The sequence below is a fragment of the Paenibacillus sp. N22P23 genome, from assembly GCF_059383735.1.
This window is the reverse complement of the sequence record NZ_JBXENT010000005.1, coordinates 148,797-163,687: the sequence shown is the minus strand read 5'-3', so window position 1 is coordinate 163,687 and position 14,891 is coordinate 148,797. Positions and strand designations below refer to the sequence as shown.

At 50.3% G+C, this 14,891-nt stretch carries 14 protein-coding genes; 12 read left to right on the top strand and 2 right to left on the bottom strand.

Translation table 11 applies throughout. The features are described from left to right. Positions 1-68 precede the first annotated feature (68 nt). Both AC506A_RS21015 and ndk read left to right on the top strand, forming a co-directional pair. Positions 69-1,868 carry a M3 family oligoendopeptidase gene (locus AC506A_RS21015; protein ID WP_495462969.1) on the top strand — a complete coding sequence of 600 codons (1,800 nt, stop codon included), beginning with the start codon at positions 69-71 and terminating at the stop codon, positions 1,866-1,868. Positions 1,869-2,023: 155 nt separating this feature from the next. After that, positions 2,024-2,500: a nucleoside-diphosphate kinase gene (ndk, locus tag AC506A_RS21010; RefSeq protein ID WP_495462968.1), complete on the top strand. Its 477-nt coding sequence runs from the start codon at positions 2,024-2,026 to the stop codon at positions 2,498-2,500. A gap of 120 nt (positions 2,501-2,620) precedes the next feature. Here the strand turns inward: ndk and AC506A_RS21005 are convergent, their stop codons facing one another. Further along, positions 2,621-3,259, bottom strand: a complete 639-nt coding sequence (locus AC506A_RS21005; protein WP_495462967.1) for a nitroreductase family protein — start codon at positions 3,257-3,259, stop codon at positions 2,621-2,623. A gap of 289 nt (positions 3,260-3,548) precedes the next feature. Between AC506A_RS21005 and AC506A_RS21000 the strand changes: the two genes are divergently transcribed. From AC506A_RS21000 to AC506A_RS20955, 10 genes are read left to right on the top strand one after another with little or no spacing between them, the layout of a single operon-like run. Continuing rightward, positions 3,549-4,769, top strand: a complete 1,221-nt coding sequence (locus tag AC506A_RS21000; protein WP_495462966.1) for a P-loop NTPase family protein — start codon at positions 3,549-3,551, stop codon at positions 4,767-4,769. Further along, the gene (locus AC506A_RS20995; protein ID WP_495463117.1) at positions 4,717-5,964 is read left to right on the top strand and encodes a TadA family conjugal transfer-associated ATPase; all 1,248 of its coding nucleotides are present in this window, start codon (positions 4,717-4,719) and stop codon (positions 5,962-5,964) included. The genes AC506A_RS21000 and AC506A_RS20995 overlap by 53 nt, the downstream gene beginning before the upstream one ends. Then, entirely contained in the window at positions 5,961-6,788 is an 828-nt protein-coding gene (locus tag AC506A_RS20990) for a type II secretion system F family protein (protein ID WP_495462965.1), read from the top strand. The genes AC506A_RS20995 and AC506A_RS20990 overlap by 4 nt, the downstream gene beginning before the upstream one ends. A 21-nt stretch (positions 6,789-6,809) precedes the next feature. Further along, on the top strand, positions 6,810-7,670 hold the full coding sequence (locus tag AC506A_RS20985) for a type II secretion system F family protein (RefSeq protein WP_495462964.1): 861 nt from the start codon (positions 6,810-6,812) through the stop codon (positions 7,668-7,670). Positions 7,671-7,699: 29 nt separating this feature from the next. Continuing rightward, positions 7,700-7,885 (top strand): Flp1 family type IVb pilin, encoded by a 186-nt coding sequence (locus tag AC506A_RS20980; RefSeq protein WP_495462963.1) that lies wholly within the window; start codon positions 7,700-7,702, stop codon positions 7,883-7,885. Next, positions 7,851-8,591 (top strand): TadE family protein, encoded by a 741-nt coding sequence (locus AC506A_RS20975; protein WP_495462962.1) that lies wholly within the window; start codon positions 7,851-7,853, stop codon positions 8,589-8,591. The genes AC506A_RS20980 and AC506A_RS20975 overlap by 35 nt, the downstream gene beginning before the upstream one ends. A 12-nt stretch (positions 8,592-8,603) precedes the next feature. Next, entirely contained in the window at positions 8,604-10,835 is a 2,232-nt protein-coding gene (locus AC506A_RS20970) for a hypothetical protein (protein WP_495462961.1), read from the top strand. After that, complete coding sequence (locus AC506A_RS20965; RefSeq protein WP_495462960.1) at positions 10,798-11,772, top strand: TadE/TadG family type IV pilus assembly protein; 975 nt, start codon at positions 10,798-10,800, stop codon at positions 11,770-11,772. Before AC506A_RS20970 ends, AC506A_RS20965 begins: the two co-directional genes overlap by 38 nt. Before the next feature lie 19 nt (positions 11,773-11,791). Beyond that, positions 11,792-12,325, top strand: coding sequence for an A24 family peptidase (locus AC506A_RS20960; protein WP_495462959.1), 534 nt, complete (start codon positions 11,792-11,794; stop codon positions 12,323-12,325). A gap of 17 nt (positions 12,326-12,342) precedes the next feature. After that, on the top strand, positions 12,343-13,929 hold the full coding sequence (locus AC506A_RS20955; protein ID WP_495462958.1) for a DUF6382 and FHA domain-containing protein: 1,587 nt from the start codon (positions 12,343-12,345) through the stop codon (positions 13,927-13,929). A 21-nt stretch (positions 13,930-13,950) separates the two neighbouring features. Here the strand turns inward: AC506A_RS20955 and AC506A_RS20950 are convergent, their stop codons facing one another. After that, complete coding sequence (locus AC506A_RS20950; protein WP_495462957.1) at positions 13,951-14,850, bottom strand: TIGR01777 family oxidoreductase; 900 nt, start codon at positions 14,848-14,850, stop codon at positions 13,951-13,953. Positions 14,851-14,891: the final 41 nt, after the last annotated feature.

Sequence of the window (14,891 nt, the reverse complement as noted above, 5' to 3'; positions counted from 1 at the left end):
GATAACGTTATAATTCAGTTATACACTGCGACGATAGAATTCGCAACGCGCAGAAAGAGGAGGCTCCTATGCAATCGACGTTACCGACAACTTGGAATTTAGAAAATATTTATGCGGGAGGTTCCGGCTCTGCCGCATTTGGCGAGGAATTAAGCGGAATGGAGCGCGATATTGACGTACTGACGCGCGAACTGTCTGTGGCGTCTTCAAGTGGTACGCCAGCTTCACCGGAGCAGCTATCGGGCTGGACAGAAGCGGTTCAATCGATCCTGCTCAGGCTGCGCCAGTCAGATTCGTTCGTGGGCTGCTTGCAAGCACAGCAGATGAAAGATGCTGCTGCAAATGGACTAAATGATCGGGTCAAAACCTTGTCGGCCAAGTTCAACGGGGCTCTGACTAACTTTGATGAGCTGCTGCTGCGGACGGATGACGAGAGCTGGGGAAATTGGCTGAGTTCAACTGATGGTTCACCGGTTGCTTTCGTACTGAATGAGCGCCGAGAAGCTGTTAAGGAGAAACTGCCGCCCAAAGAAGAAGCACTCGCTGCCGAGCTGGCGGTTGATGGCTACCACGGCTGGGGAGATTTCTATAACACGATCGTTTCACGTATTCGATTCGAAGTCACCGAGAATGACGGAACCGTGAAGCAGCTTTCGGCCGGCCAAATGCACAATAGGCTCAGTCATAGTGACCGCGGCGTGCGCGAGACTGCTTTCGCAGAGTGGGAGCGCGAGTGGTCGGAGCAGGGGGATCTGTGCGCAGATACCATTAACCGGATCTCAGGATTCCGGTTAAAGCTGTATGAGAAGCGCGGCTGGGGTTCGGCGCTCAAGGAGCCGCTTGCGATTAATCGAATGAGCGAAGCCACGCTGAATGCGATGTGGTCTGCCGTAACCGAAGGCAAGCCTCGGCTTGTCCGCTATATGGAGCGCAAGGCAAAGCTGCTGGGCCTCTCGCAGCTGGATTGGCATGATGTGAGCGCACCGCTCGGTTCATCGAGCAAGACTGTACCGTATAACGAGGCAGCGTCGTTCATTACGGAGCAGTTCCGCTTATTCAGTCCGGATCTGGCATCGTTTACGGAGATGGCTTTCCGTGAAGCGTGGATTGAAGCGGAGGATCGTCCGGGCAAGCGTCCTGGCGGCTTCTGTACGTCGTTCCCTAAGAGTGAGGAAACGCGGATTTTCATGACCTATTCCGGCTCACCGTCGAATATATCTACGCTTGCACATGAGCTGGGACATGCGTATCATCAGCATGTTATGAACGATTTGCCGCCTCTGGCGCAGGAATATGCAAGCAACGTAGCGGAAACGGCTTCTACTTTTGCGGAGATGCTCGTATCTGATTCAGCGCTGAAGGCGGCGGTCAACCGGGAAGAGAAACTGGCGCTGCTCGATGATAAGCTGAATAATGCCGTTTCTTATTTTATGGATATCCACGCTCGGTTCTTATTTGAGAAGAGCTTCTATGAGCAGCGTAAGCAGGGCATGCTGACCAAAGACGAGCTGTGCAAGCTGATGGAAGAAGCACAGCAGGAAGGGTTCAGCGACGCGCTTGGCAAGCTGCACCCGCATTTCTGGGCATCGAAATTGCATTTCTATTTGACGGACGTACCGTTCTACAACTTCCCTTATACATTCGGGTACTTGTTCAGCTGTGGGATATATGCGCAAGCGAAGAAAGAAGGCGAGTCATTCGCGAATCGCTATGTGGCTCTGCTTCGCGATACTGGTTTAATGACGGTAGAGGATTTGGCAGAGAAGCATCTCGGTGTGCGTTTGGATGTGCCGGACTTCTGGCGCGGTGCGGTGACACTGGCTTTGGTGGATGTGGATGAGTTCTTGGAGCTGACTGAAGAAGCATAAGATCAGCTTCGATTGTGAGACATAGGGATAAAACCTGACATAAAGTGGAATACTGATGGATAGAGAACGGTGCGGCCTTATTAGGTGACGGCGCCGTTTTTCTGTCACTGGATCAGGAATTGGAATGGTCCGCTTATGGAAGGAGTTTGAGGAGTATGCAGGTAGAGCAGACGTTTGTGATGGTTAAACCGGATGGTGTGAAGCGAGGGCTGATCGGCCCAATTATTACGCGCTTCGAGCAGAAGGGCTTCGAGCTAGCCGCGATATCGCTGCGCAGGATTGACCGGAACCTCGCTGAGACCCATTATGGGGAGCTGAAGTCAAAGCCGTTCTTCGGCGAATTGGTTGATTATTTGACGTCCGGACCGGTGTGCGCCATGATTTGGCAAGGCCCTCATGCGGTTGAGAATGCGCGTGCGATCATTGGCAAGACAAATCCAGTGGAAGCTGGACCTGGGACGATTCGGGGCGATTTCGGGATGGATATTTCGGGCAATATCGTACATGGTTCGGATTCTGATGCCAGTGCTGCGCGTGAAATTGGGTTGTTCTTTGACCGAGATCATGCTGCGCAGCCGGTTCAATTATTTGGCGGAACGGCTGTGGCGCAGGATGAACATTCGATCCACTAGCATCGCCGGGAGCAGTGAAATAGAAACTTGGAACACTAAGAAAGCCCTCGCGTTTCTCGTTTAGAGAGAACGGAGGGCTTTCGTTATTTAGTGCTCGGTATGATTTGTGTGGGGTATGGATTAGAAGGATTCGTTGATAACCAGTTTGCTAAGCGGCAAACGAGGCGTCGGACGACCTGGTGCAGCTGCCTCACCGATTGCAATCATCATAACCGGGATGTAACGGGCCGGGATATTCAATGCTTCAACGAGCTTCACTTTGTCAAAGCCGCCCATTGCGACAGTGTCGTAACCTTTCGCTTTAGCTGCGAGCATTAGCTGCATAGCGCCAAGACCTGCATTCTTGTTAGCTTCGTCGCGTGCAACTTGTTCGAATGAATAAGCGCCTTCGATTTGATTAACCATATTGTCACGGATCTCTTGCGTTACATGGCCAGCTGCAAGCATGCCGTCAAAGATTTCGCGGCCTGTAATTTGCGCTTGCAAGTCACCAAGAATAACAACAACAGCTGAAGCGTCAGATACTTGTTGTTGACCGTATGCAATCGGACGGACAAGATCTTTCTGAGCTTGGTCTTGAATGACGAGGAAACGCCATTGCTGCAGGTTCCAAGAGGATGGCGCAGTTGCTGCCAGCTCAAGAATCTCGTTCAACGTTGCTTCTGGAATAACTACATCTCTTTTGTATTGACGTACGGAATGACGCTCGCGCATAACTTGCTCGGCGGATTGTACTGCTGCTGTATTGTGTTGGCTCATTTTAGGTATCTCCCTCTTCAATTGGAATGGATGTAAAAATAAGTAACTAACTTTCCACATCTAACTTACATAAGTATAGTGTACTTACAAAAGATAAGCAACTACAAATTTAAGGAAGTCGATTTCGCAAATTACACAAATGCGGGTTGACTCCAATGCGAAAAATGTGGTAAATTATGGTCAATTGTAAGAGGACGCTACGGAAGCACCGTAACGCGCAGAAGAATGATCTGCGTTGTTATGGTGCTTTTTTGCGTCCTTTTTTATTTTTCAGGATGCCTAAAGGAGTGTGAAATGGATCAGTATGAGCAAGCGAAATCTGATTGTTGCTGTGCAAGAATCGAGTTATATCGAACGACTTGGTGACTATATTCGTCAAAGCTCCTTCGGAGCAGGCTGGCAGTTAACTGCCTTTACGAATCCGGCAGCGCTTCGCAGCTATATGCGCGGAGGATATGCCGTTGATCTTCTCATCGCACAACCGAGCTTATTGGATGAACTCGGTGAGTTGGCCGAGAGCGTGTTATGTGCAGCGCTTGTGGGCCATCTCGGACAATCGCAGCATATGCATCAAGTGCTGCAATATCAGCCACTGCCGCAGCTGCTGCAGTCGTTCGCGGCATTATATGCCTCGTCTGAGCATCATACAGTGAAGCTGATGGATGAGGGGGATGCTGAATCTGCGGGTGGGACAAGCATCATCTCGGTGTATTCCCCGGCCGGTGGAATTGGGAAGACCACGCTTGCGCTGCAGCTCGCAAGGCAGTCTGCCGCTTGCGGCGCTCGCGTCTTTTATTTGAATTTGGAGCAGTGGAATGCCGCACCGCTTTGGGACGGCAGGGATGGGCGGGAAGATTTCTCGAATTTGCTGTACACACTGCAAGCAGCTCCTGATAAAGCTTCTGCGCAAATTATTGCACTGCGCAAGCGGCATCCGTGGCTTGGCATTGACTTTATCGTACCGTGTGAGAACGCGGAGGAGCGATTGTCCCTTACGGCTGAGCAAGCAGAGAGACTGCTTGGTGCCATCAAGGGAACTGCGGAATACGACATGATTGTGGTTGATTTGGATAGTAGATTGGATGCCGTACACTTCGGTGTTTTCCATGCAAGCCGCCATGTGCTATGGCTTCTGTCTACTGACCCGAGCAGCCTGCGCAAGATTGAGTTAGCTGCGCAATATGGTGAGCAGAAGAGTGGTCCTTCCTTTATGAAGTTGAAGCCGAAATTCCGATTTGTTCAGTTGAAACCATTCGGCAGTCCTGAATCGGAATGGCATAGCGGCAAGATGGCTTCATTGTCGATTACAGCCTCTGTTCCTTTTGTGAAAGAATGGGCGGCTTACGGACAACAAGGTACTGCCGCGGGATGGTTCGATGCTCCGCAATATCGCGGAGCCATTGAAACACTGCTCGGCAAACTTGGCGAGCTGCAGCCGGGAGGTGAAACCTTTGCCTCTGAACGAAGAAACAGTTCAACTGCTCAAGGATCGAATTCGCAACCAGCTTGAGCTGGGAAGTGCAATGTCAGATGAGGAGTTCGGTTCGCGAATTGAACGAGAAGTATTTCGGTGGTGTATGGACCATCCGATTACTGCAGGTGAGAAAATTCAACTCGTTCGAAGATTGTTTCATTCTTTCCGCGGCTTGGATCTCATTCAGCCGTTGATGGATGACCCGGCCGTTACGGAGATAATGATCAACTCTCATAAGGAACTGTTCGTGGAGCGTGCGGGACAATTGTCGAGAATGCCGATTGCTTTTGAAAGTAAAGAACGGTTGGAGGACTTGATTCAATCCGTAGTAGCCGGTGTTAACCGCGTAGTGAATGAATCTACGCCGATTGTCGATGCCAGGTTGAAGGATGGTTCGAGGGTACATATCGTACTGCCGCCGGTTGCTTTGAAAGGACCGACCATGACAATCCGAAAATTTCCTGAGCAGCCGATGCTGATGGATGATCTGATCGATTGCGGGGCGCTCACTCCTGAGGTTGCCGCTATGCTTGGCAAGCTTGTGAAGGCCAAGTACAACATTTTCATCAGCGGTGGAACAGGATCGGGCAAAACAACCTTCCTTAATGCGCTTACCCAGTTCATTCCCGAGGATGAACGGATTGTAACCATTGAAGATGCTGCCGAGCTGCAAATCCACTCAGTTCCTAATTTAGTCTCGCTGGAGACGCGTAATGCGAACACCGAAGGGAAGGGGGCGATTGCCATGCGTGAGCTGATTCGAGCCTCGCTGAGAATGAGGCCCAATCGTATCGTTGTGGGAGAGGTTCGAGGTGGTGAAGCCATCGATATGCTGGCTGCAATGAACACCGGACATGATGGGAGCTTATCCACCGGACATAGTAACAGTGCCCGCGATATGATTGCTCGTTTGGAAACGATGGCATTGAGCGGAGCCGATTTGCCAATTGCCGTCATTAGGCAGCAAATCGGATCGGCCATTGATATTATCGTACATTTATCCCGCTTACGTGATCGTTCGAGGCGTGTCATCGAGATAACAGAGGTAATCGGTGTACAAGCAGGTGAGGTAGTGCTCCAATCCCTTTACCGGTTTCAAGAAGAAGGTGAGCGAGAAGGTCGAGTACTCGGTGCATTAAGGCGCTGTGAGAACAATAAGTTGCAGAGGACGTGGAAGCTGCAAATGGCGGGAATGACTGAAGCTCAATTGTCGGAAGGTGAAGGTGCTTGAAGAGTGCCCCTACCGAGTGGAAGCTTTGGCTTGGATGGACAAGTGCGGCATCAGAAGTAGGTACAGGCGCAGAAGCAGGAGAGCTGCCTTGTTACTGGGAGTACCGATTGACAAGAAGACAATTCGGTATAGCTGCGTTTGTTGGCGGTCTACTGGTCTTTGCTGCTGCGTTCTTGTTTTATCGTTCTGTTATTGCTGCGCTTGTGCTGTCCTCAGCGGGCATCATGGCACCGCGTATTCACAGGATGGCTTTGCTGGAGCAGCGGAGATTAAGGCTTGCTATTCAGTTTAAAGAAGCACTCTACTCCATCGCATCTTCACTAGCCGCAGGGCGTTCGGTAGAGAATGCCTTCGTAACTGCACTCGAGGATCTAAGATTGCTCTACCCGAATCCGAAGACTGAGATTCTAGTCGAATTTGAAATTCTGTCGGCAAGAATGGGCTATGGGGAATCGCTTGAACAGGGGTTGATCGACTTCAGCCAGCGCGCACAAATCGATGATATTTCGCAGTTTGCCGATGTCTTTACAACCTGCAAACGATCCGGAGGCGATTTAATTGAAGTGATTAGACGTACCTCGCAAATGATCGGTGAGAAGCTGGATGTGCAGCAGGAAATTGCCGTTATGGTAGCGCAGAAACGATTGGAAACTCGAATCATGATGGCAGTTCCGTTTGTATTCCTCGCTTTCCTTAGTTTAACTGCGCCAGACTACATGGCACCTTTGTACAGTGGGATTGGCTACGTCATACTGACAGCAGCACTTATTCTTCTAGGACTTTGCTTTATGCTGCTGACGAGAATTATGAACATCCGCATGTAATTGTTGGAGGAGGTTGGCAGCTTGCTGCTATCCATTATTATGGGGTCTTTGCTTACAGCAATATGGGGCTATGCTTTGCTGCGATGCGGAAGACATGACAAAAGAAGCCAGGTGGAGGGCACTGCAGAACGATTATTGACGCTCCCCTTTCGTTATTTGTTGGAGCAAAGCGGGGTGCTAAACCGAATTCAGCCATTTCTCGCAAGCTTGCACAGCAGGCTGTTCATTCTTAATGGGCGGAGTTGGACGGTCGATGCCACAAACGGTTTCGTTGCTCTGTCTATCGGGACAGGTTATGCGGCAGCAGGCGCGGGAGCGTGGCTTAGTGTACTCAGCAAGGAGCAGGCGCTGCTGTATATAGGCATGCTGCTTGGCGTCCTTCTGCCCGCTGCCAAATGGCGGGATACCGCCGCTAAAGTGGAGCGCCGCAAGCAGGATATCCTCCTGCTTCTGCCTGAGGTAATCAGCAAACTGATGCTATTGCTTGGAGCGGGAGAGACGCTGCAGCGCGCATTAGTGCGAGCAAGTGAACGGAAGGATGAGAAGAGCGGTACTCCTCTGTTCATCGAGCTTCGCAAAGTGAACGAAGCCGTGCGTAACGGCGAGTCCTTTACTGGGGCAATGGAGACGCTGAGCAGGCGCTGCGGTGTTCAAGAGGTGTCGCTTTTTACGACAACGCTGCTGCTGAATTATCGCCGCGGCGGTGACCAGCTTGTACTTTCTTTGAAGGAGCTCTCTTATACCTTATGGGAGAAACGTAAATCTGTAGCCCGTGCAAGAGGGGAAGAAGCTTCCTCGAAGCTTGTGTTTCCGCTTGTCGGTATCTTTATGGTGCTAATGGTGCTTGTCGCCTCACCCGCGATCTTAATGATGCGCGGTTAACTACTACTTATAGAGGAGCGGTTGAATATATGAAAAACATGAAGAACGAACTACATACATTTTGGAGTGATGAGGAGGGACTCGGTACGCTTGAGATCGTACTGATCATTGCCGTAGTCATTATATTGGCACTGCTTTTCAAGGATTGGATTATTGCGCTGATGGAGAAATTGATGGGCGATGCGGATGATAAAGCGAACGAAATTTTCAACTAGGCTTGCTAGGTGGCGTGCGCTGGCGTCGCAAGAGGAAGGAAGCTTTACACTTGAAGCAAGTATGGTGTTTCCAATGATTTTCGCTGCACTCATCACACTTCTGATGCTTGGCATGTATACCTACCAGAAAGTCGTCCTGTATACAGTTGCATCACAAACGGCAGAGAGAACTGCTTTCCGCTGGGATAACAGTGCCAGAGATGCTGTCAGCGGCATGGGCGTGACTGGAAAGTATGATGGATTATATTGGCGTCTTACAGATAATGGGGCTTTGCAATCGTTGTTTGGATGGGAAGGCAGCCGTCAGAGCAACTTGAGTTTTCCGATTGGTGATACCTCAGTGAACACTTCTTATGAAGATGATAGCACTACCAGTAATTCACTTCCCCTTACGAAAATGCGAAATGCGGCAGTCAGCGTTCGACAGCCACTGGGAGGGATCATGATGGTTGACGGTGTCTGGATGAAGCGAATTGAAGTGAAGCTCCGTCAGCCGTTATCGATTCCTCCTCTGGAAGCGATGCTTGGTCATTCGGAGCCTAAGGCTGTAACGGATGCCGTCATTGTTGACCCCGTTGAGCTCATTAGGAATGTGGATATCGTCCGATATTACGCAGGAAGGTTCGCCGGACAGTCCGAGCGAGGCAAGGAACAAGCCCGTGAAGTGCTGCGTAATAGGCAGTCTCTTCAGGATCAGGCGCAGTAGGAGGCAGATGAAATGCACCGATTGAATGATACAAGTCGGCCCGATGCCTCTAAACGGACATTCTTCTGGAGGAACAGTGACGGTGCTGTTTCGATTTACTTGATCGTTTCGACGGCAGCCATACTGCTGTTCACAGCGCTGCTCATCGATTTTGCACGAATTGCGGCTTTTGAGAAACAGAGCAGGCTCGCTGCACAATCTGGCATCCGTTCCGCATTATCTGCCTATGATGAGGCGTTATACGAGCAATATGGACTATTTGGTACAGGCGGGTCTGATCGTGGTGAATTGTTCGCACAAGCTGTGTCGCATAACTGGACTTCTGATGAAGGTGGATTCAGACTCCTTGACGGAAGAACGGAAGCATCGCATGTGGATAGCTATGAGTCACTAGGCAATCATCATGTTTTTAGCCGGCAGGTGCTGGAGGAAATGAAATATAAAGCGCCGATCGATTTTACATTAGAGGTAGCCTCGAAGTTTGCACCAATGGCCTCGGCAATGAAGGAAGCATCGATGTCGGTGGAATTGCTGGAGCGGCTTCGTCAGCTTTACGATGAACGGGAGAAGCGGCTGCAGGAAGTGATCACCATTCAGAAACAATCCGCTGCCAGTGTCAAGAACGCAGTGGGATCACGGATTACCGGAGCGGCTCATGACATTGTGAGCAGCTACGCCTCCTATGAGCAGTGGATCAGAGAAGATACGATACGCACGATGGAGGAATTGCCCCCTCTTCGTGCAGATGCGATTAATTTCTATCGGAGCTATGCGAGTAATGAAGTTAATTCAATTATGGCGGCGCTGGATGATGAGTTCATTCGGCAGCGTGAATCGGAGCGAAAGGCAGTGATTTTGCTTCAAGAAGCAGAAAGTTTGAATAGGGCCATGGAAGATGCGGTTAAGCGGATGAGCGAAGAAGCAACTGCTGATGGATATGACCGGATGAATCAGCAGAAGCTCACAGCGCAGCAATCCGGATCCTTTCAAAAGGGTGATCTGTCGCCTTTGCGAGAATCACGTGATGCCGCGGATGGACTCGTGCTGAAACAAGCTTGGTTTGAGACTTATGAGAAAGAACTGAGTCAGCAAACAGCAGATATTCAGCAGTTAGACGCTGTGGCCGCTTTATTCCGTCAATCCGTATCCAGTGCAGTTGGGGGAATTGGGAGGTCCGGATTATTGAATGAGTCTTATCAGAAGCTCGAGCGTGCTTACAACAACTATGGGGATCGCTATATTCAACCGGGCACGGTCATCCTTAACAGACAGACGGAGATGGAGAGTCGGCAATCCAGCGATCAAGAACGAAAGTCGAATGAAGCGGCCGCCGAGTCCAAATGGGGGCAAGTAAAGCAGCAGCTGCAATCGATGACGTCTTCTCCGAATCAGGAGGTCCACCGAGAGGCTTATCGTGAAGTGAAGAAGCGGATGGAAGCGAACTTGAAATTCAATGAAGCTGCAGGATCACAGCTACAAGAAGATGGCCTAACCGTTGACGCAGACGTGGACGCCGGTGAAAAGGCAAGGATATCGATGACCTCCATGGGGACGATCTTCAGCGGAATGGCGGATGTTCTTGAAGGGATCCGAGATCCGCTCTATGTGAATGAATATATCGTTCATCGTTTCCATTCGTTTGATCCGAAGTTGTTCTCCTCTTCTCCTGGAGAGGGGCAGACGAATAATCAAGCCTTCTCTTCCGCGCTCGCTATCGAGCATCAGGAGGTCGAGTATATTTTGTATGGTTTTCATGAGCCCGCTGCGAATGTGGCTGCCGCATACGGTGAACTGTTCGCTGCTAGGCTTGCGATTCGAACGATGGAAGGATTTATTGCATCCAAAGGGCTTGGTCATCCATTATTGGTGCTTTCTGCTGCTGTTCTATACGGGCTGGAGAAATCGCTTGTCGATATGACGACGATCTCGCAGCAAGGGAAAGTGGAGCTTTCCAAGTATGTTCCTGTGGAATTAAGTTACTTGGATTATTTGAGAGTTTTCCTAATTTTGCATGGCAGCAGCGAAGCCAAGACGGCGCGCATGATCGCTGTCATCGAACGTAACTTAGGCGGAGTGTCATTATCAAGTGTTTCCACTGGCTTGACGGGAGAGCTGACTTCTTCCGTGAAATTATGGTTTTTGCCCGGGCTCATGAAGAGCTTTACTCGCACAGATATTCTGAACGGAAAGGTTAAGGGCAATCGATATGAAGCGACGCATACCATTGGCTGGTCGTACGGGTAGAAGGAGTGGCGAAACAGGAAGCATCACATTAGAAGCGGCGTTAATACTGCCGATCGTGCTTATGGTCGTCATTTTCTTTATTTGTTTGATTCGGCTAAATACGGTGCAGATGGCGCTTCACGGAACAGTTTCGCAAACGGTAAGGCTGGCTGCGGCGAATATCCACCCAGTCGACTTAGCTCTGCAGAAGCTGAGCGCAGCGGCTGCAGAGCCGCAGGCAGAAACAAGTATACCGGTATTGAATCCGTTACCGGGAGTCGATTTCATTGCTGGGAAGCTGGAGAATTGGCTTCCAGCTCCGGCCGGACTATTGCTTTCATCGGCATTGCAGGGGGATTGGAAGCCAGTAGTGGATGCAGCAGCAACAGAAGCGGGAAGGGGCATTATCGAACCGCTGCTTCGCCAAGAAGCCGATAAATCTGTACTCGATCCGGAGCAATTGCATCTCAGCAAACTCTCGCTTCCTGATTTGAAGGATAAGTCGGAGGTTTCACTTCTCATCGAGGCGGAGTATGAGTTCAAGCTTGGATTTCCGTTTACGAAGAAATCGATTGTACTGAAGGAACGTGCTGAGGAACGGGTCTGGGTAAGCGATTCGATTCCAGCTCCTCAGGATCAAGAGTCTGCACAATCCGATGAAGCTCCTATTCAAATTGTACTTCTTGAACCCTCACCGGTTAATCCCGGACGCCGTGCGCGAGTTGTCGTTCAGACGAGTCCGGGCAGAAAGCTGTCCATCCAAGTCATTTACAAAAGTGGTCATAGCGTGGCCAAGCACCTGGGCGATACCTATACAGATGAAAAGGGATTAGCGGAATGGACTTGGCTCGTCTCTGGTAATACCACTCCAGGTGTGTGGGAGCTTATCGTTACGGCAAGTGAAGGTTCAACGCGTGCAGCCAGACATTTTGTAGTGGAGAAGAGAACTGCACACTAGAGTGGGACGGAGGCTCCGAATGATGGCTCATATCGATCTCGTTTTGGCAGCATTGCTGCTTGGAATTGCTCTCGTCTGTGATGTACGTGCGATGCGCATACCGAACAAGTTGACTTTAACTTTCTTCGGAGCTGGACTGATTTATCATTTGAGCAGCAATGGCATGAGTGGAGGGGTTTTCTCGTTAATTGGTGTAATAGGGGGAGTGCTTCCACTGCTTGCCTTGTATATGCTGAAGGGCATTGGAGCGGGGGATGTGAAGCTGTTCGGAGCACTCGGTGCGCTGGTCGGTGCTACCTTTACTTTGCAAGTCCTTATGTATTCCATTTTGTACGGGGGGCTGTTTGGAATCGTAGTCTTGGTGATGAATCAAGCCTTTGCAAAGCGGATGATGGTACTTGCAGTTTCGCTGTTTGCTTCTAATCGAAATCTGCATTCAGATGGCTTCATGACGCTGAAGAAGGATGGTTTACGTTTTCCGTTTATGGTCGCAGTTGTGCCCGGAGCCATTACGGCTTGCTGTTTCATACGTGAATGGCCGCTGTATGGCTAGAAAGGAGTGGATCGTTGATGGTGTTTAAAGAATTAAAGGTCGATTTTACGATGAAGCGTGGACTTGAAATGATCGTTGATTTGGAATCCGGCATTTCAAGGGAGCAGCTGGATCAAATCGAACTCAAGATGCTGCAAAGCCAGGTTATTCCCAAATTGCTCCCCGTGGAATGGGTAGATATCGATGGGAAGCTGACGTTCCGATACCTCATTAATGGCAAACGAATCTTGCTGCATCGGATGCAAACGCAGCAGCTGACAATGGTTCAATTCTATGCATTGCTGCTTGCTGTCGTAGAGGTACTGGATGACTGTAAACAATACATGCTGCGAGAAGACGGCTTTCTGCTTCATGAGGAGTACATCTATTGCGGTGATAACTGGGAGGATGCCGAGCTTGTGTACGTGCCGCTTCGAGATACAAGCATCGTTTCCTCAGCAGGTGAAGCAGTGCTGGCTATGGCTATTCGCTGGGTTGGATATATAGTGGAGCCTGACGGAGCAGGTTTACAGCAAATATTTCAGAATTTAAGAGGCGAGCACGTGGCATGGGGGCAGCTTAGGCGGACACTGCTTTCCCTTCTTGGAAGTGAGTACAGAGAGTCATTGATTGAGCAGCCTGCCGGTGCATCCATTGACCAATCCTTAAGGTCGGACAATGCTGTTTCACCATTCTCTACTCCATCTTCGTTCATACTGAAGAACGAGTCTATACCGCATAGAAGTCCTGGTGCATCTCTAAGGGAAGGGGGAAGTGAACGCCATCAAGGCGGAATTGAGCTTCCGCTAACGGAATTGCCTGTCCATAAGCAATCAACTTCTTCAATAAAGAAAGGCTGGATGCTGGGAGCAGGCGGGCTTATTGTCACGGCAGTCATTTGGCGCTTTCTCTATTTGCCGTCTCCCTCTCAAACCAGTCTGCTTATTTGCACCGGTTTGACGCTCATGACAGCAGCGGCAGTTCTAATCGTGAATCGAAGGATGAGCTCTGGCACGAGGAAGGAAGAAGAGGGCGATGGCTGGGACGTGAGACAGGGATGGTCGGCCGAGGATGGTTTTGTACCTAATTCCATGCCCATCCACGTTAGAAGGTCATACCGAGAAGAATTCATCGAGGAAGATGTTCAATCCGCAATTAAGCCAAGCGGAATTCCATACACAACTGCACCACACATCGGGAAGACAGCTTCTCTCGAAGCATCGCCAAGCGATGCAACCGTATTACTGGGCCAGAGTGCCGAGGCGATAAACGAAGCGAACAAGAGGGGGCCGTGTCTCGAACGCACGGTAGAAGGAGGGTCGGCGGTAATCGTTAGACTGGAACAGAACCAGTTTGTTATCGGCCGAGCAAGTGAAGGAGTGGACCATGTGGATGTGTCATCCGGTATTTCCAGAGCGCATCTTGAATTACACATGAAGCAGGACAACTGGTCGGTGAAAGATATGGGCTCTCGAAATGGAAGTACCCTTAACGGAGTTGTTATGATTCCATACAAATTCTATCCGCTGAGCGATAACGATACGATTCAGCTGGCTGGCGATCTAGGACCGATCTATACATTCCGATCGGGTTTGCCCTCCAATCCCGCACGTCAAGCAGGTTGAAGAGCAGCCCAAAGGAACCTGTTACTTCCCGACAATTAACTGACGTAACGCATCTCGTACGGTATCATAACGGAATTCGAATCCCAGCTCCATCGATTTGCGAGGGACCGCCCTAGAGCCTTCGAGCACAAGGAAGGACAATTCGCCGAGGATGGCTCGGAGCAAGAAGGCCGGTACAGGAAACCAATGCGGCCTCTTCATTGCCTTGCCGATTGCTCTTCCAAACTCATCATTCGTTACCGGTTCTGGTGCGCATGCATTGACGGGTCCCTGTATATTCGGCTCATCGAGGCAGAACAGAATCAGTCGAATCATATCATCTTCATGAATCCAGGGGATCCACTGTTTGCCGCTTCCTATTCTTCCGCCAGCCATCAGCCGGTAAGGCAGCAGCATCTTTGGAAAGGCGCCGCCTTTCATGCCAAGAACTAGTCCGATCCGCAGTTTCACAAGCCGCTTGACCGGTATGCGATCTGCAGCGGCTTCCCATTTCTCTACGACGGATGCGAGAAAATCGGTTATGTGAGCAGGGCTCGACTCATCGCTTACTTTACTGCCATCCGTACCGTAGATGGAAATGCCCGATGCATTTACAACAACGGAGGGCTTACGCTGAAGGGCTTCTACAACTTTGCCGATCGCACGTGCTGCATTCAACCTCGATTGCAAGATAGCGGACTTGCCTTCCGCGTTCCAGCGGCGACTGATGGTTTCCCCTGCCAGATTGACGATTGCGTCGATTCCTTCCAGCTTTACAGGAGATTCAGCAAGCTTGGACCAAGTAATCGTATGCAGCTTCGGGTTCCTGCTTAGCTGTTTCTCAGATCTGGAGATAATCCATACTTCATCTCCCCGCTGCAGCAGCGCTTCAACAAGCATTGCCCCAACATATCCCGTTCCTCCGGTAACCGCTACCTTCATACAGAGACCTCCCATAAACTCCACTCAGTACCTAATTTCCT